The following is a 16,647-nucleotide window of genomic DNA, read 5'->3' as shown; positions in this document are numbered from 1 at the left end:
ACGAGGGTCCGGGTCTACTCGACCTCGGTCCAGCCGTCGTACTCCTCGGCGAGTTCGCGCAGCGCGGCGCGGTCGAGCTCGCCGTCGGGGTCTTCGATGACGACCAGCCACTGGGCGTCCTCGGCGTCGTCCTCGCCGGCGAGCGCCTCGCGGACCACCTGGGGGTCGTCGTCGAGGACGAACCGTCGGCCCGCTTCCTCGGCCGCCTCCTCGGCGGCGTCGCGGTCGGGCAGCACCAGCAGGTGCCGTACGGGGTCGGAAGTCTGGGAAGAGAAGGGAGAAGCGCTGGTCACCCGCTTATTGTGCGGTATGCCTCCGGCGGCTTTCGGCGGGGTCTGTCACTGGCGCATGGGATGCTGGTCACGATGGCCAGGAAGACTGCAACCGACGACCTGCTCGCCCCCGTGACGATCGCCGTGGGCCAGGAGGATCTCCTTCTCGACCGCGCCGTTCAGGAGGTGGTGAAGGCCGCCCGCGCGGCCGACGCGGACACCGACGTCCGGGATCTCACCCCCGACGCGCTCCAGCCCGGCACGCTGGCCGAGCTGACCAGCCCGTCCCTGTTCGCCGAGCGCAAAGTCGTGATCGTCCGCAATGCGCAGGACCTCTCCGCGGACACGATCAAGGACGTGAAGGGCTACCTCGGCGCGCCCGCCGAGGAGATCACCCTGGTGCTGCTCCACGCGGGCGGCGCCAAGGGCAAGGGGCTGCTCGACGCGGCCCGCAAGGCGGGGGCCCGTGAGGTGGCCTGCCCGAAGATGACGAAGCCGGCGGACCGGCTCGCGTTCGTGCGCGGCGAGTTCCGAGCGACGGGCCGTTCCGCGACGCCGGAGGCCTGCCAGGCCCTGGTCGACGCCATCGGCAGCGATCTGCGCGAGCTGGCGAGCGCCTGCGCGCAGCTCGTCGCGGACATCGAGGGCGTCATCGACGAGTCCATCGTCGCCCGCTACTACACGGGCCGCGCGGAGGCCTCCAGCTTCACCGTCGCCGACCGTGCCGTGGAGGGCCGGGCGGCCGAGGCCCTGGAGGCCCTGCGCTGGGCCATGTCCACGGGGGTCGCCCCCGTGCTGATCACCAGCGCCCTGGCCCAGGGCGTCCGCTCGATCGGCAAGCTCGCCTCCGCGCCGCGCGGGGCCCGTCCCGGGGATCTCGCCCGTGAGCTGGGCATGCCGCCGTGGAAGATCGACCGGGTGCGTCAGCAGATGCGCGGCTGGTCCGCGGACGGGGTGGCGGCCGCCCTCACCGCGATCGCCGAGGCCGACGCCGGCGTCAAGGGCGGCGGCGACGACCCCGAGTACGCCCTGGAGAAGGCGGTCGTAGCAGTGGCCCGAGCCGCCCGCGCCCGCGCGTAGGACCGACGGCCCACATCAGACCCCCGGGGGAGCCCCCGGAAATGCCCGGAGGCCCGCCTCCGCCCTGGGGAAGGGCGGAGGCGGGCCTCCGGAACGTTCAGACGAGCCCAAAGGGCTCATGCCGCGCCCGCGTGGCGAACGACCGAGCGCGGCGGGGTGCCGGGAACGGAGCGGTAGAGGGGCCGCTTCGGTCCGTTCCGGCAAGGCTCCAGGGCTCACGCCCCGGAAAGGCTTCTTCAGCCCTTGAGGCCGGCAACCTGCTTGGCCAGCGCCGACTTCTTGTTGGCGGCGGCGTTCTTGTGCAGGACACCCTTGCTGACGGCCTTGTCGAGCTTCTTGCTGGCCAGGGCGACGGCGGCGGTGGCCTTGGCGGCGTCACCGGCGACGATGGCCTCGCGGGCCGCGCGGACAACGGTCTTGACCGAGGACTTGACGGCCTTGTTGCGCAGGCGCGCCTTCTCGTTGGTCTTGTTCCGCTTGATCTGGGACTTGATGTTCGCCACGAAAAGAGCCTTTTCAGGTTCGTTGGATTTCGATGAGTGCGTGATCACGCGGCCGGTGGCCATGTGATCCCGTCGTGTAGAGGGCACGACAGGCACGGTGCACCAGGCTACCAGCAGCCACTCGGCCGTCCCAAACCGGACCGTACCCGCCGCTCGTGGGACCATGGTGGGGTCGTATACCCGACTCCCGCCGAGACTGGCGCGTCCGCGCCGAAGTCACCGAATGGATCCTGCGTGCCCGCCACCCCTGCCAACGTGCCCGAGCCGAGCCGTACCGACCCGGCTCTGATCCGTAACTTCTGCATCATCGCGCACATCGACCACGGCAAGTCGACGCTCGCCGACCGGATGCTCCAGCTGACCGGCGTGGTCGACCAGCGGCAGATGCGCGCGCAGTACCTCGACCGGATGGACATCGAGCGCGAGCGCGGCATCACGATCAAGTCCCAGGCGGTCCGGCTGCCCTGGGCGCCCACCGAGGGCGAGGGTGAGGGCTCGACCCACATCCTGAACATGATCGACACGCCGGGTCACGTGGACTTCACCTATGAGGTCTCGCGCTCCCTGGCCGCGTGCGAGGGCTGCATCCTCCTCGTGGACGCCGCCCAGGGCATCGAGGCCCAGACCCTCGCCAACCTCTACCTGGCGATGGAGAACGACCTCACGATCATCCCGGTCCTCAACAAGATCGACCTGCCGGCCGCCCAGCCGGAGAAGTTCGCCGCCGAGCTCGCCAACCTGGTCGGCTGCGAGCCCGAGGACGTGCTGCGGGTCTCCGCGAAGACCGGCGTCGGCGTCGACGAGCTGCTCAACAAGGTCGTCGCCCAGGTCCCGGCCCCGGTCGGCGTCAAGGACGCCCCGGCCCGCGCGATGATCTTCGACTCGGTCTACGACTCCTACCGCGGCGTGGTCACCTACGTCAGGGTCGTCGACGGTGAGCTCAAGAAGCGCGAGCGCATCAAGATGATGTCGACCGGCGCCACCCACGAGCTGCTGGAGATCGGCGTCTCCTCGCCCGAGATGACGCCCGCCGACGGCCTCGGCGTCGGCGAGGTGGGCTACATCATCACCGGTGTGAAGGACGTGCGGCAGTCCAAGGTCGGTGACACGATCACCTCCCAGCAGAACGGCGCCACCGAGGCGCTGGGCGGCTACAAGGACCCCAAGCCGATGGTGTTCTCGGGCCTGTACCCGCTGGACGGCTCGGACTACCCGGAGCTGCGCGAGGCCCTCGACAAGCTCCAGCTCAACGACGCCGCGCTCGTCTACGAGCCGGAGACCTCGGCCGCCCTCGGCTTCGGCTTCCGCGTCGGCTTCCTCGGCCTGCTCCACCTGGACGTGGTCCGCGAGCGGCTGGAGCGCGAGTTCGGCCTCGACCTCATCGCCACCGCCCCCAACGTGGTCTACAACGTGCGGATGGAGGACGGCGCCGAGCACGTCGTCACCAACCCGAGCGAGTTCCCCGAGGGCAAGATCGCCGAGGTCCACGAGCCGGTCGTCAAGGCGACCGTGCTGGCGCCCACCGAGTTCGTCGGCGCGATCATGGAGCTCTGCCAGTCCCGCCGCGGCACGATGCTGGGCATGGACTACCTCTCCGAGGACCGGGTCGAGCTGCGCTACACCCTGCCCCTCGCGGAGATCGTCTTCGACTTCTTCGACCAGCTGAAGTCCAAGACCCGCGGCTACGCCTCCCTCGACTACGAGCCCACCGGCGAGCAGACCGCCGACCTGGTCAAGGTCGACATCCTGCTGCACGGCGACAAGGTCGACGCGTTCTCCGCGATCACCCACAAGGACAAGGCGTACGCGTACGGCGTCCGTCTCGTCGCCAAGCTGCGCGAGCTCATCCCCCGGCAGAACTTCGAGGTGCCGATCCAGGCCGCCATCGGCTCGCGGGTCATCGCCCGTGAGACCGTGCGCGCCATCCGCAAGGACGTCCTCGCCAAGTGCTACGGCGGTGACATCTCCCGTAAGCGGAAGCTGCTGGAGAAGCAGAAGGAAGGCAAGAAGCGCATGAAGATGGTCGGCAGCGTGGAGGTCCCCCAGGAGGCCTTCATCGCGGTGCTGTCCAGCGACGAGAGTGGCGAGAAGGGCAAGAAGTAGCCCTCACGCGCCCGCGGTGCAGCGCGTGACGTGCCCCGACCGGTCCCCGGTCGGGGCACGTCGCCGTTTGTGGGACCACCCCAGCGGCCCGGTGCTCAAACCGTGCCCCTCGCACTCTTACGCGAGAGGCCCTTCCGCTCTAGTCTGATCACTGCTCGCGGAGGTTACTCGCGGGTCACCAGGGTGAAAGCCAACGAAAGCAGTCCAGCGACGAAGCCGGACCCCGGAGGATGCCGTGACCGAGACACAGGCTCTGATCGAGAACAGGCCGCCCTCCGTGGCGACGCTCTTCCTCGAACGGGTCGAGGCCACACCGGACGCGGAGGCCTACCGCCACCCCGTGCCGTCCCCCTCCGGCGAGGGCCCCGACACCTGGGCCTCGCTCACCTGGCGGCAGGCCGCCGACCGGGTCTTCGCCATCGCCGCCGGCCTGATCGACCTCGGCGTCCTCCCCCAGGAGCGCGTGGCGCTGGCCTCCTCCACCCGGGTGGACTGGATCCTCGCCGACCTCGGCATCATGTGCGCGGGCACCGCCACCACCCCCGTCTACCCGAGCACCAACGCCGACGAGACCGCCTTCATGCTCTCCGACGCCGACTGCCGGGTCCTGATCGCCGAGGACGCCGCCCAGCTGGCCAAGGCCCGGCTGCGCCGCTCCGAACTCCCGCACCTCGCCCACGTCGTCGTCATCGACGCGGCCGACGCCGTCCCCGCCGAGGGCGACCCGGAGGGCTGGGTGCTCTCCCTCGCCGACCTGGAGAAGCGCGGCACCGCCCACCTGGAGCGCCACCCCCGGGCCGTCAAGGACCGCATCGCCGCCCTGCGCCCCGAGCAGCTCGCCACCCTCATCTACACCTCCGGCACCACCGGCCGCCCCAAGGGCGTACGGCTGCGCCACGACGCCTGGTCGTACATGTCCCGCGCGATCCAGGCCACCGAGCTCGTCCGTCCCGACGACGTGCAGTACCTGTGGCTGCCGCTCGCCCACGTCTTCGGCAAGGTGCTCACCGCCGGGCACATCAGCGTCGGGCACATCACCGCCGTGGACGGCCGGGTCGACAAGATCGTGGAGAACCTGCCGATCGTCCGCCCCACCTATATGGCCGCCGTCCCCCGGATCTTCGAGAAGGTCTACAACGGGGTCGCGACCAAGGCCCGTGAGGGCGGCCCGGCCAAGTACAAGATCTTCCGCTGGGCCGCCGAGGTCGCGCGCGAGTACGCCAAGGTCTCCCAGGACAACTACCGCCGCACCGGCAGCAAGGCCGTCCCCTTCGGCCTCGCCGCCAAGCACCGCGTCGCCGACGCCCTCGTCTACGCCAAGATCCGCGACGCCTTCGGCGGCCGGCTGCGCGCCTGCGTCTCCGGCGCCTCCGCCCTCGCCCCCGACATCGGCTACTTCTTCGCCGGCGCGGGCATCCACATCCTGGAGGGCTACGGCCTCACCGAGACCAGCGCCGCCAACCTCGTCAACCCCGGCGAGGCCTACCGCACCGGCACGGTCGGCAAGCCCCTGCCCGGAACGGAGGTGCGCATCGCCGACGACGGCGAGATCCTGCTGCGCAGCCCCGGCGTCATGGAGGGCTACCACGGCCAGCCCGAGAAGACCGGCGAGGTCCTGGAGCCCGACGGCTGGTTCCACACCGGCGACATCGGCGAGCTCTCCCCGGACGGCTATCTGCGGATCACCGACCGGAAGAAGGACCTGATCAAGACATCCGGCGGCAAGTACATCGCCCCCGCCGAGATCGAGGGCCGCTTCAAGGCCGTGTGCCCCTACGTCTCCAACATCCTGGTGCACGGCGCCGACCGCAATTACTGCACCGCCCTCATCGCCCTCGACGGCCCGGCCCTGCTGACCTGGGCCAAGGAACAGGGCATGGAGGACCGTTCGTACGCGGACGTGGTCGCCGCCGAGGAGACCCAGGCGCTCATCGGGGGCTACGTACGGGAGCTGAACGAAGGGCTCCAGCGCTGGCAGACGATCAAGAAGTTCCGGCTGCTGCCCCGCGACCTCGACATCGAGCACGGCGAGCTGACCCCCAGCCTCAAGCTCAAGCGGCCGGTCGTCGAGCGTACGTACAAGGGCCTCATCGAGGAGATGTACGCGGGCTCCAAGGAAGACTGACAGGTGGGAGCGGCGGGACGGCGCGGTCGGGGGCCGTGCGGCCCGCGTACTCCCATAGCGGTCACTTACTCAACTCGGCGCACCTGAGCACCGACAGTCTGTCAGTCTGTCGGTGGTGAAATCCGCACTATGCCGTACGCGGTCAGGAGCGCCACTGTGAGGACATCACCGAAGCCCCGTACGGACGGGCCGGTTCCGCGCAACCCCGCCCGTAGCCCCGACCCGCCGTCGTCCGGACCGCCCACGGCCCGCACCAGCCTGCCCGGCGACGCCCGCGCGCCCTCCGCCGCCCGGCGGTTCGTCCGCGGCGTGCTCGCCGGGTGGAACGCCCACGCCGCGGTCACCGACGACGCCACGCTGCTCGTCAGCGAGCTGGTGACCAACGCCGTGGTGCACGCCGGGACATCGGTCGACCTCGAATGCCGGCTCGACCCCGCGCGCGGCGGCAGCCTCGTCGTCGAGGTCACCGACCACCACCCCGCGCGGGAGTTCCGCGCCCGCCCCCGCCAGGGCTGCGGGGACCGCGCCGACGCCCCCGCCCACGGCGGCCAGGGCCTGCGCCTCGTCGCCGAACTGGCCGAGACCTGGGGCACCGCCTACCGCCGCACCGACAAGACCGTCTGGTTCCACCTCCCCACCAGCCCCAGGGACCCCACCGGCCCTTCGTACGCCGTCGACCACACCCTCCTCGGCGACCTCCGCGTCGCCGAGATCCTCGCCCCCGGCACCCCCTGCGAACCACCCGCCCGCGGCCTCGGCGACAGCGGCCCCCACCGCGCCCTGTCCTTCCTCGCCGAGGCGTCCGAACTGCTCTCCGGCCAGTTCGACGAGGACACCGTCGCCTCCCTCGCCACCCAGCTCGCCGTCCCCCGCCTCGCCGACTGGTGCGCCGTCTGGCTCGACGCCGAGAGCACCCCCGGCGACCTCCGCCCCGCCCCGCGCCTCTCCCGCGTCTGGCACGCCCACGAGAGCTGCGTCGAACCCCTCCGGCTCGCCCTCCAGCGCACCCCGCCCGCCCTGGCTCCCGCCGGGCGCGCCGTCCCCTGGCCCCACGCCCCCGCCGGCCCGTCCGACGGACCGTCCTCCGACGGCCCGTCCGACGGCCCCGCCGGGGGCCCGGCCGGCGGCTCGGCCCTGGCCTGCCGACTCGTCGCGGGCGGCCGGGGCGTCGGCACCCTCCTGCTGGGCCGCTCCGGGCCCACCGCCATGAGCGGCGACGTCGTCACCCTCACCGAGGACTTCGCCCGCCGCCTCGCCCTGGCCCTCGCCTCCGCCCGCAAATACACCCGCCAGGCCACCATCAGCCGCATCCTCCAGCGCGGGCTTCTCCCGCGCCGCGTCGCCGAGATCCCCGGCCTCGACAAGGCCGTCGTCTACGAACCCCGTGGCGACACGGCCGCCGGCGGCGACTTCTACGACGTCTTCGCCGCCGGGCGCGACCGCTGGTGCTTCGCCCTCGGCGACGTCTGCGGCAGCGGACCCGAGGCCGCCGTGACCACCGGCCTCGTCCGCCCCTGGCTCCGGCTCCTCGGGAAGGAGGGCTACGGCGTCGGCGACGTCCTCACCCGGCTCAACCGGATGCTCGGCGAGGAGGCGGCCGAAGCGGAGAACGGCGCCGGGCCGCGCTTCCTGTCCCTCCTCTACGGCGAGCTCGTGCCCCACCGCGAGGGCGTCCGCTGCACCCTCGCCAGCGCCGGGCACCCGCTGCCGCTGCTCCTGCGCCCCGACGGATCGGTGCGCAGCGTGGCGGCGCCGCAGATGCTCCTCGGCGTCGTCGACGACGTCGCCTACGTCAGCCAGTCCTTCGACCTGGCACACGGCGACACCCTGCTGTGCGTCACCGACGGCGTCACCGAGCGCAAGGCCGGCAACCGCCTCTTCGACGACGGCGACGGCCTCGCCACCGCCCTCGCGGGCTGCGCGGGCCTCACGGCCGAAGGCGTCGCCGGGCGCATCCGCCGCGCCGTCCACGGCTTCGCGCCGACGCCGCCGGACGACGACCTGGCGCTGCTGGTGCTCAGAGCGGAGTGATCAGGGAACAGGTACCGCGCGGCATGCCGGACAATGGACCGTATGCCTTCCGTACTGCCCGATGGTGAGCCCATGCCCGAGGACGGGGCACTGCCCCGCCACGCCCTCGACGGCTCCGGGCAGCGGCCCCTCGGCTTCTACCTCCACGTCCCGTACTGCGCCACCCGCTGCGGCTACTGCGACTTCAACACCTACACCGCGAACGAGCTGCGCGGATCCGGCGGCGCCCTCGCCTCCCGCGAGAACTACGCGGAGACGGTCGCCGAGGAGATCCGCCTGGCCCGCAAGGTGCTCGGCGACGACCCCCGCCCGGTCGAGACCGTCTTCGTCGGCGGTGGCACGCCCACGCTGCTGCCCGCCGCCGACCTGGGCCGGATGCTCGCCGCGATCCGCGACGAGTTCGGGCTGGCGGACGGCGCCGAGGTCACCACGGAGGCCAACCCCGAGTCCGTCGACCCCCGCTACCTGGAGGAGCTGCGGGCCGCCGGCTTCAACCGGGTCTCCTTCGGCATGCAGAGCGCCCGCCAGCACGTCCTGAAGATCCTCGACCGCACCCACACCCCGGGCCGCCCGGAGGCGTGCGTGGCGGAGGCGCGCGCGGCGGGCTTCGAGCACGTCAACCTCGACCTGATCTACGGCACGCCGGGGGAGAGCGACGACGACTGGCGCGCCTCCCTGGACGCGGTCATCGGCGCGGGCCCCGACCACGTCTCGGCATACGCCCTGATCGTCGAGGAGGGCACGCAGCTCGCGCGGCGCATCCGGCGCGGCGAGGTGCCGATGACGGACGACGACGTCCACGCGGACCGCTACCTGATCGCCGAGGAGGCGCTCTCGGCGGCCGGCTTCTCCTGGTACGAGGTCTCGAACTGGGCGACGGACGAGGCGGGCCGCTGCCGCCACAACGAGCTCTACTGGCGCGGCGCGGACTGGTGGGGCGCGGGGCCGGGGGCGCACTCCCACGTGGGGGGTGTGCGGTGGTGGAACGTCAAGCATCCGGGCGCGTATGCGCAGGCGCTGGCCGAGGGGCGGTCGCCGGGGGCGGGTCGGGAGCTCCTCTCCGAGGAGGACCGGCGGGTCGAGCGGATTCTGCTGGAGCTGCGGCTGGAGGAGGGGTGCCCGTTGTCGCTCCTGAAGCCGGCCGGGTCCCGGGCGGCGGCCCGGGCGCTTCAGGACGGCCTGCTGCGGCCGGACGCCTACGAGCGCGGGTGGGCCGCGCTGACCCTGCGGGGTCGTCTGCTGGCCGACGCGGTCGTCCGCGACCTGGTGGACTGAGCCCCAGCCCCGCCCTTTCACCGTTTCCTAGGAGGCTGCCGCCCCCTAGAACCCCCGCTTGTCCTCAAACGCCGGACGGGCTGATTTCAGCCCGTCCGGCGTTTGAGGACCGGGGTCCGGGGCGGAGCCCCGGTTTCGGGAAGGGGCGGGTCAGGGGACAGTCACGAAGTCGATCAGCTCCTCGACCCGGCCGAGGAGCGCCGGCTCCAGGTCCTTATAGCTCCGCACGCCGGACAGGATCCGCTGCCACGCCGCACCCGTGTTCTCCGGCCACCCCAGCCCCCGGCACACCCCCGTCTTCCAGTCCATCCCCCGCGGCACCGTCGGCCACCCCGGGATCCCCACCGACGCCGGCTTCACGGCCTCCCAGACGTCCACGTACGGGTGACCCACGACCAGCACGTGCGGGGACTCCGCCGTCACCTCCGCCGCGATCCGTGACTCCTTCGAGCCCGGGACGAGGTGGTCGACCAGGACGCCCAGGCGCGCGTCGGGCCCCGGGCCGAAGGAGCGGACGATCGACGGGAGGTCGTCGACGCCCTCGAGGTATTCGACGACGACGCCCTCGACGCGCAGGTCGTCACCCCACACCCGTTCCACGAGCTCCGCGTCGTGGCGGCCCTCGACGTAGATGCGGCCCGCGCGGGCGACGCGGGCGCGGGCGCCGGGGACGGCGAGGGAGCCGGAGGCGGTGCGGGCGGGGGCCGCCGGGGGAGCGGGGGCCGGGCGGACGAGGGTGACGACCCGGCCGTCCAGCAGGAACCCGCGCGGCTCCATGGGGAACACCCGGCACTTGCCGAAGCGGTCCTCCAGCGTCACCGTCGGCCCCTGGGCCGTCTTCTCGCAGCGGATCACCGCCCCGCAGAAACCGGTCGTGACCTCCTCGACCACGAGATCCGGCTCCGCCGGGATCTCGGGGACGGGAGCGGACCGCTTCCACGGAGGAGTGAGATCAGGGCTGTACCGCTTGCTCCACATGCGGGCCATTGTGGTTCAAGATCCACACCACCGTCACGACACGCCGAAGCGCCCCGCCAGCGCGTCGCGCTGCGCCCGTACGAACGCCGCGTCCACGACCGCGCCGTGCCCCGGCACGTACAGCGCGTCGTCCCCGCCGAGGGACAGCAGCCGGTCCAGGGCCGCCGGCCAGGCGTGGGGGAGGGCGTCCGGGCCCGCCTGCGGCTCGCCGGACTCCTCGACGACGTCGCCGCAGAAGACGACCTCGCGTTCCCCCGCGACCAGCGCGGCCAGGTCGTGCGCCGTGTGCCCGGGGCCGATGTTGGCGAGCAGCACCCGCCGCCCGCCGCCCAGGTCGACGGTGAGCTCCCCGGACACCGGGTGGTGGGGGAGGACGAGGAGGTCCACGGCCTCGGCGGCGGTGTCGGGGTCCATGCCGTGCCGGACCGCGTCGTGCCGCAGCTCCTCCCGCTCCCGCGCCAGCAGCTCCTCGGTGCCCACCGCCGCGTACACCTGGACGCCGGAGAACGCGGCCGTGCCCAGGACGTGGTCGAAGTGGGGGTGGGTGAGTGCGATGTGCGTCACGGGGAGCCCGAAGAGCTCCTGCACCTCGCGGCGGATCTCCACCCCTTCGTGGAGTGACGAGCCCGTGTCGACGACGAGCACGCCGTCCGCCCCCGCGATCGCCCCGACGGTCGCGTCCCAGCCCGGCAACCTGCGGCGTACGACTCCGGGCGCGAGCCGTTCCCAGTGCTCCCCACCGGCGTGCGCGGTGCCGGCATCCCCTCGCGTCTGCATACCGCGACGCTAGCGGCAGAGCGGTACGGTTGCCTGCTGCGGGCGGCCGCTGGCTCGCGGCGAGGACGGCCCTTGCCCTGGCCGTGGGGCCCGGCCGTACACTGGCTGGAGGGATCTGGCACTCGTGACCATTGAGTGCCAGGGGTGAAGACCCTGTGAGACCCGGTAAGAAACCGTAGAACCGTACGGTCGTACGACGGCTGGACCACTGGACTGGAGGTGCGCGCGAGATGCTGAGCGAACGCAGGCTCGAGGTGTTGCGCGCGATCGTCCAGGACTACGTCGGCACCGAGGAGCCCGTCGGCTCCAAGGCGCTCACCGAGCGGCACCGGCTGGGGGTCTCCCCGGCCACCGTGCGCAACGACATGGCCGCGCTGGAGGAGGAGGGCTATATCGCCCAGCCTCACACCAGCGCCGGCCGCATTCCGACCGACAAGGGCTACCGCCTCTTCGTCGACAGGCTCGCGGGCGTCAAGCCCCTGTCGACGCCGGAGCGGCGCGCCATCCACAACTTCCTGGACGGCGCCGTCGACCTGGACGACGTGGTGGCCCGGACCGTCCGGCTGCTGGCGCAGCTGACGCGTCAGGTCGCGGTGGTGCAGTACCCCTCGCTGACCCGTTCGACGGTGCGTCATGTGGAGCTGTTGTCCCTGGCCCCGGCCCGGGTGATGCTCGTCCTGATCACCGACACCGGGCGGGTCGAGCAGCGCATGGTCGACTGCCCGGCGCCGGTCGGTGAGAACGCGCTGGCGGATCTGCGCGCGCGGCTGAACAGCCGCGTCGTGGGCCGCCGGTTCTCGGACGTGCCGCAGCTGGTGCAGGACCTCCCCGAGTCGTTCGAGAAGGATGATCGCGGAACCGTTTCCACAGTCCTCTCGGTCCTGCTGGAAACGCTGGTCGAGGAGACCGAGGAGCGGCTGATGATCGGCGGCACCGCCAATCTCACTCGTTTCGGTCATGACTTCCCGCTGGTGATCCGGCCCGTGCTGGAGGCGCTGGAGGAGCAGGTCGTGCTGCTCAAGCTGCTCGGCGAGGCCAAGGACTCGGAGATGACCGTGCGCATCGGTCACGAGAACGCCCATGAGGGGCTGAACTCCACATCCGTCGTCGCCGTCGGCTACGGTTCGGGCGGCGAGGCCGTCGCCAAACTCGGCGTGGTCGGACCGACCCGCATGGACTACCCCGGAACGATGGGAGCGGTACGCGCAGTGGCACGTTACGTCGGACAGATCCTGGCGGAGTCGTAAGTGGCCACGGATTACTACGCGATCCTGGGCGTCCGCCGCGACGCCTCCGCGGACGAGATCAAGAAGGCCTTCCGCCGTCTCGCGCGAGAGCTCCACCCGGACGTCAATCCGGACCCGAAGACCCAGGAGCGGTTCAAGGAGATCAACGCCGCTTACGAGGTGCTCTCCGACCCGCAGAAGAAGCAGGTCTACGACCTCGGCGGCGACCCGCTGTCCTCCTCGGGCGGCGCGGGTGCCGGTGGCGGCTTCGGCGGCGCGGGCTTCGGCAACTTCTCCGACATCATGGACGCCTTCTTCGGCCAGGCCTCGCAGCGCGGTCCGCGCTCGCGGACGCGCCGCGGCCAGGACGCCATGATCCGTCTCGAGGTCACCCTGAGCGAGGCGGCCTTCGGCACCACCAAGGACATCCAGGTCGACACCGCCGTCGTCTGCACCACGTGCAGCGGCGAGGGCGCGGCCCCGGGCACGTCCGCGCAGACCTGTGACATGTGCCGCGGCCGCGGCGAGGTCTCCCAGGTCACCCGGTCCTTCCTGGGCCAGGTCATGACGTCCCGCCCCTGCCCCCAGTGCCAGGGCTTCGGCACGGTCGTGCCGACCCCGTGCCCGGAGTGCGCCGGCGACGGCCGCGTCCGGTCCCGGCGGAACCTGACGGTGAAGATCCCCGCCGGTGTCGACAACGGCACCCGGATCCAGCTCGCGGGCGAGGGCGAGGTCGGCCCCGGCGGCGGCCCCGCCGGCGACCTCTACGTGGAGATCCACGAGAAGCCGCACCCGATGTTCCAGCGTCGCGGTGACGACCTCCACTGCACGGTCACCATCCCGATGACGGCGGCGGCGCTCGGCACGAAGGTGCCGCTGGAGACCCTGGACGGCGTCGAGGAGATCGACATCCGCCCGGGCACCCAGTCCGGCCAGTCGATCCCGCTCCACCAGCGGGGCGTCACCCACCTGCGCGGCGGCGGCCGCGGTGACCTCGTCGTCCACGTCGAGGTGACCACGCCGACCAAGCTGGACCCGCAGCAGGAGGAACTGCTGCGCCAGCTCGCCAAGATGCGCAACGAGGAGCGCCCGACGGGCGAGTTCAAGCCGGGGCAGCAGGGTCTGTTCTCGCGGCTGAAGGACGCGTTCAACGGGCGGTAGGCGCCTGGCTGGGGGTCCGGGGGTCGCCCCCCGGGCAAGCACAGCAAGCCGGGACAGCAGGGTCTGTTCTCGCGACTGAAGGGCGCGTTCAACGGCCGTTAGGCCCGATGGTCACGGGGTAATCGGGGGCACAGCCCCCGGTTACCCCACTTGTGACACGATGTGCTCATGGCCCCGTTGAACGGACTGTTCGAGCACCCGATCGTGCAGGCCCCCATGGCCGGCGGTGCCTCCACCCCGGCCCTCGCCGCCGCCGTCGGCGACGCCGGCGGCCTCGGCTTTCTCGCTGCGGGCTACAAGACCCCCGCCGCGATGTACGAGGAGATCAAGCAGCTCCGCGCTCGTACGTCCCGCCCCTTCGGCGTGAACCTGTTCATGCCCCAGCCGCCCGCCGCGGACCCGGCGGCCATCGAGGTCTACGCCGAGCAACTGGCCGGCGAGTCCACCTGGTACCGGACCCCGCTGGGCGAGACCGACCAGGGCTCCGACGACGGCTACGAGGCCAAGCTCGCCGTCCTCCTCGACGACCCCGTCCCCGTCGTCTCCTTCACTTTCGGGTGTCCCGACCGCACCGCCGTGGACGCCCTCGCCAAGGCCGGCACCGTGACCGTGGTGACCGTGACCTCCGTCGCCGAGGCGCTGGCCGCCCGGGAGGCGGGCGCCGACGCGGTGTGCGTCCAGGGCATAGAGGCCGGCGGCCACCAGGGCACCCACCACGACGACCCGCACGCCGACGGCGCGGGCGCCGGGGTCGGCCTGCTGGCGCTCGTGGCCGAGGTCCGGGAGGCCGTCCCGCTGCCCGTCGTCGCGGCCGGCGGCCTGATGCGCGGCGCCCAGGTGGCGGCCGTCCTCGCGGCGGGCGCGAGCGCCGCCCAGCTCGGCACGGCCTTCCTCGTCTGCCCGGAGTCCGGGGCCCACGAGCTGCACAAGCGCGCCCTGACGGATCCGCGGTTCGTCCGCACCGAGCTCACCCGGGCCTTCTCCGGCCGCCCCGCCCGCGGCCTGGTGAACCGTTTCCTTCGGGAGCACGGCCCCTACGCCCCGGCCGCTTACCCCCAGATCCACTATCTGACCTCCGGCCTGCGCAAGGCGGCGGCCGCCGCCGGCGACCCCCAGGGCATGAACCTGTGGGCCGGCCAGGGCCACCGCCTGGCGCGGGAGCTCCCCGCCGGCGACCTGGTACGCCTCCTGGCGGCCGAACTGGACGCCGCGCGCTCGTCATTGGCCGTGCGGCGGCCATGACCGGAGGAGCGGACGTGGGAACGAGAGTGATTCGGCGCAGCGAGAGAGCGAGTACGTCATGACAGCCCCGGTCTTCCTGGTCGAGGAGGACGCCCTGACGGGTGTATTTCCCGGCACCGTCTTCCCGCTGGACGGGCCCGAGGGCCGCCACGCGGTCTCGGTGCGCCGGCTGCGCGTGGGCGAGGAGATCGTCCTGACCGACGGCTCCGGCACGGGCGTCCACGGCACCGTCGCCGCCGTCGAGGGCAAGGACCACCTGGACGTCGCCGTCACCTCCGTGCGCTCCGAGCCCGAGCCCCGGCCCCGGATCACCGTCGTCCAGGCCCTGCCCAAGGGCGACCGCGGCGAAGTGGCCGTCGAGACCATGACGGAGACCGGCGTCGACGCGATCGTGCCCTGGTCCGCCTCCCGCTGCGTCACCCAGTGGAAGGGCGACCGCGGCCTGAAGTCCCTGGGCAAGTGGCGCGCGACCGCCCGCGAGGCCGGCAAGCAGGCCCGCCGGCTGCGCTTCCCCACCGTCGCCGACCTCGCCGGCACCCGGCAGGTCGCCGAGCTCCTGGCGGGCGCCGACTTCGCGGCCGTCCTCCACGAGGAGGGCAGCACCCCGCTCGCCACGGCACCCCTGCCGGAGACGGGCGACATCGTCCTGCTCGTCGGCCCGGAGGGCGGCGTCTCCCCCGAGGAGCTCGCCGCCTTCGCCGAGGCCGGCGCCCACCCCTACCGCCTCGGCCCGAGCGTCCTGCGCACCTCGACCGCCGGCACGGCGGCCGCGGCCCTGCTGCTGGGCCGCACGGGGCGCTGGGGCTAGGGCTGGACGGCTGGACGGACATGGTGGAGCCGGGGGGCGGACGGCGGGGATGACACGGACCCAGCAGCTCCAGACACGGGACTACGAGCGGATGCTCGACCTCGCCGTCGCCGTTCTGGAGAGCGACGACCCCGAGTCGTCCTGGCAACTGATCACCGGGCAACTGCTGGAGACGGTGGGCTGCGACTCGGTCACCTTCTCCGTCGTCGACTCGGCCCTGCGCACCGGAAGGGTGGAGGGCTGGGCCCCGCAGCGGCTCGCGCAGTTCGTCGGCGACCTCGTCCAGCGCCGGGTGCGGCAGCGCCACCCGCTGGTGACCTACACCGTGGGCGGCGAGTCCGAGCCGGTGACCGTCGGCGCGATATACGCCCGCTGGCGCCACACCCAGTGGTACAGCGAGGCCCGCCGGGACTTCGGCATCACCGAGCAACTGGGCCTGCCCCTCCCCGGCGCCCCCGGCACAGCCCGCCTGGTGCTCATGGGCCGCGACGGCCGGTTCAGCCCCCAGGACGTGGCCTTCGCCGCGCGCCTCCAGCCGCTGCTCATCGGCGCGGCCAACCACATCCAGGAACTGCGCCGCCTGCGCACCGCCGCGCCGGACCTGACCACCGCCCACCCCTCGGGGCACGGCCTCACCCCCCGTGAGTTGACCGTGCTGGGTCTGCTGGCGGAAGGGCTGACGGCGAGCGGTATCGCCCGCCGCCTGTCGATCTCGCCGCACACGGTCAACCGTCACCTGGAGAAGGTCTACCGGAAGCTCGGCACCAACAACCGTGTCTCCACCGTGCTCCTGGCCCAGCAGGCGGGCATCGTCCCCTGAACCGCTGACGTGCCCTGAACACCTGACGTCCTCCGAACCCCTGGCCCCGCCGACCGGGGGTAGGGATGGCCACACCCTTGAGTGGGAAGTTCTTCCCATCGTGCGGCCGGGGGCCCGCGTGCGACCCTGACAGGGACGCGCGATCGCGCCGACGCCGGCCACGGGGGATTCGACGTCGGCGCGATCCGCCTCCTCCGCGCCCCCATGAGGCCCCCGGGTCTCTTGGGGGCGTTTGCCGTAACCGGT

General features: G+C 72.4%; 14 protein-coding genes. 10 read left to right on the top strand and 4 right to left on the bottom strand.

Going from position 1 to position 16,647, the window contains the following annotated elements; all coding sequences use genetic code 11:
- Positions 1 to 14 precede the first annotated feature (14 nt).
- Positions 15 to 293: a hypothetical protein gene (locus tag EKH77_RS10210; protein WP_126914093.1), complete on the bottom strand. Its 279-nt coding sequence runs from the start codon at positions 291 to 293 to the stop codon at positions 15 to 17.
- Positions 294 to 365: 72 nt separating this feature from the next.
- Between EKH77_RS10210 and holA the strand changes: the two genes are divergently transcribed.
- Positions 366 to 1,352, top strand: a complete 987-nt coding sequence (holA, locus tag EKH77_RS10205; protein WP_164737778.1) for a DNA polymerase III subunit delta — start codon at positions 366 to 368, stop codon at positions 1,350 to 1,352.
- Between the two features lie 236 nt (positions 1,353 to 1,588).
- Here holA and rpsT read toward each other — a convergent pair whose 3' ends face one another.
- A complete protein-coding gene (gene rpsT / locus EKH77_RS10200) occupies positions 1,589 to 1,855 on the bottom strand; it encodes a 30S ribosomal protein S20 (protein ID WP_126914091.1) in 267 nt (88 codons plus the stop codon).
- 234 nt (positions 1,856 to 2,089) lie between these two features.
- Here rpsT and lepA point away from each other — a divergent pair, with 234 nt between their 5' ends.
- From lepA to hemW, 4 genes are all read left to right on the top strand, one after another.
- Positions 2,090 to 3,958 (top strand): translation elongation factor 4, encoded by a 1,869-nt coding sequence (gene lepA, locus EKH77_RS10195; protein WP_126914090.1) that lies wholly within the window; start codon positions 2,090 to 2,092, stop codon positions 3,956 to 3,958.
- 235 nt (positions 3,959 to 4,193) lie between these two features.
- Complete coding sequence (locus EKH77_RS10190; protein WP_126914089.1) at positions 4,194 to 6,083, top strand: AMP-dependent synthetase/ligase; 1,890 nt, start codon at positions 4,194 to 4,196, stop codon at positions 6,081 to 6,083.
- A 129-nt stretch (positions 6,084 to 6,212) separates the two neighbouring features.
- Positions 6,213 to 8,114 (top strand): ATP-binding SpoIIE family protein phosphatase, encoded by a 1,902-nt coding sequence (locus tag EKH77_RS10185; protein ID WP_126914088.1) that lies wholly within the window; start codon positions 6,213 to 6,215, stop codon positions 8,112 to 8,114.
- A 42-nt stretch (positions 8,115 to 8,156) separates the two neighbouring features.
- Positions 8,157 to 9,389, top strand: coding sequence for a radical SAM family heme chaperone HemW (gene hemW / locus EKH77_RS10180; protein ID WP_126914087.1), 1,233 nt, complete (start codon positions 8,157 to 8,159; stop codon positions 9,387 to 9,389).
- A 150-nt stretch (positions 9,390 to 9,539) separates the two neighbouring features.
- Here the strand turns inward: hemW and EKH77_RS10175 are convergent, their stop codons facing one another.
- The gene (locus EKH77_RS10175) at positions 9,540 to 10,367 is read right to left on the bottom strand and encodes a DUF3097 domain-containing protein (RefSeq protein WP_126914086.1); all 828 of its coding nucleotides are present in this window, start codon (positions 10,365 to 10,367) and stop codon (positions 9,540 to 9,542) included.
- 33 nt (positions 10,368 to 10,400) lie between these two features.
- Positions 10,401 to 11,144: an MBL fold metallo-hydrolase gene (locus tag EKH77_RS10170; RefSeq protein ID WP_126914085.1), complete on the bottom strand. Its 744-nt coding sequence runs from the start codon at positions 11,142 to 11,144 to the stop codon at positions 10,401 to 10,403.
- A 230-nt stretch (positions 11,145 to 11,374) separates the two neighbouring features.
- Between EKH77_RS10170 and hrcA the strand changes: the two genes are divergently transcribed.
- From hrcA to EKH77_RS10145, 5 genes are all read left to right on the top strand, one after another.
- Entirely contained in the window at positions 11,375 to 12,391 is a 1,017-nt protein-coding gene (gene hrcA, locus EKH77_RS10165; RefSeq protein ID WP_126914084.1) for a heat-inducible transcriptional repressor HrcA, read from the top strand.
- Positions 12,392 to 13,531: a molecular chaperone DnaJ gene (gene dnaJ / locus EKH77_RS10160; protein ID WP_126914083.1), complete on the top strand. Its 1,140-nt coding sequence runs from the start codon at positions 12,392 to 12,394 to the stop codon at positions 13,529 to 13,531.
- A gap of 168 nt (positions 13,532 to 13,699) precedes the next feature.
- Positions 13,700 to 14,773, top strand: coding sequence for a nitronate monooxygenase (locus EKH77_RS10155; protein WP_126914082.1), 1,074 nt, complete (start codon positions 13,700 to 13,702; stop codon positions 14,771 to 14,773).
- Between the two features lie 58 nt (positions 14,774 to 14,831).
- Complete coding sequence (locus EKH77_RS10150; RefSeq protein WP_126914081.1) at positions 14,832 to 15,581, top strand: 16S rRNA (uracil(1498)-N(3))-methyltransferase; 750 nt, start codon at positions 14,832 to 14,834, stop codon at positions 15,579 to 15,581.
- Positions 15,582 to 15,630: 49 nt separating this feature from the next.
- On the top strand, positions 15,631 to 16,401 hold the full coding sequence (locus EKH77_RS10145; protein ID WP_126914080.1) for a helix-turn-helix transcriptional regulator: 771 nt from the start codon (positions 15,631 to 15,633) through the stop codon (positions 16,399 to 16,401).
- The last annotated feature ends 246 nt before the right edge of the window (positions 16,402 to 16,647 follow it).

It is taken from the genome of Streptomyces luteoverticillatus, assembly GCF_003970715.1.
GTDB classification, from domain to species: domain Bacteria; phylum Actinomycetota; class Actinomycetes; order Streptomycetales; family Streptomycetaceae; genus Streptomyces; species Streptomyces abikoensis.
Note: the sequence above shows the minus strand (reverse complement) of the source record. Positions and strands in the feature narration are given on the sequence as shown.

Excerpts from the sequence above, each read along its gene's own strand:
- holA (WP_164737778.1), top strand. The coding sequence starts at position 366 with ATGGCCAGGAAGACTGCAACCGACGACCTGCTCGCCCCCGTGACGATC.
- EKH77_RS10185 (WP_126914088.1), top strand. The coding sequence starts at position 6,213 with ATGCCGTACGCGGTCAGGAGCGCCACTGTGAGGACATCACCGAAGCCC.
- hemW (WP_126914087.1), top strand. The coding sequence starts at position 8,157 with ATGCCTTCCGTACTGCCCGATGGTGAGCCCATGCCCGAGGACGGGGCA.
- EKH77_RS10175 (WP_126914086.1), bottom strand. The coding sequence starts at position 10,367 with ATGTGGAGCAAGCGGTACAGCCCTGATCTCACTCCTCCGTGGAAGCGG.
- EKH77_RS10170 (WP_126914085.1), bottom strand. The coding sequence starts at position 11,144 with ATGCAGACGCGAGGGGATGCCGGCACCGCGCACGCCGGTGGGGAGCAC.
- hrcA (WP_126914084.1), top strand. The coding sequence starts at position 11,375 with ATGCTGAGCGAACGCAGGCTCGAGGTGTTGCGCGCGATCGTCCAGGAC.
- EKH77_RS10155 (WP_126914082.1), top strand. The coding sequence starts at position 13,700 with ATGGCCCCGTTGAACGGACTGTTCGAGCACCCGATCGTGCAGGCCCCC.
- EKH77_RS10150 (WP_126914081.1), top strand. The coding sequence starts at position 14,832 with ATGACAGCCCCGGTCTTCCTGGTCGAGGAGGACGCCCTGACGGGTGTA.
- EKH77_RS10145 (WP_126914080.1), top strand. The coding sequence starts at position 15,631 with ATGACACGGACCCAGCAGCTCCAGACACGGGACTACGAGCGGATGCTC.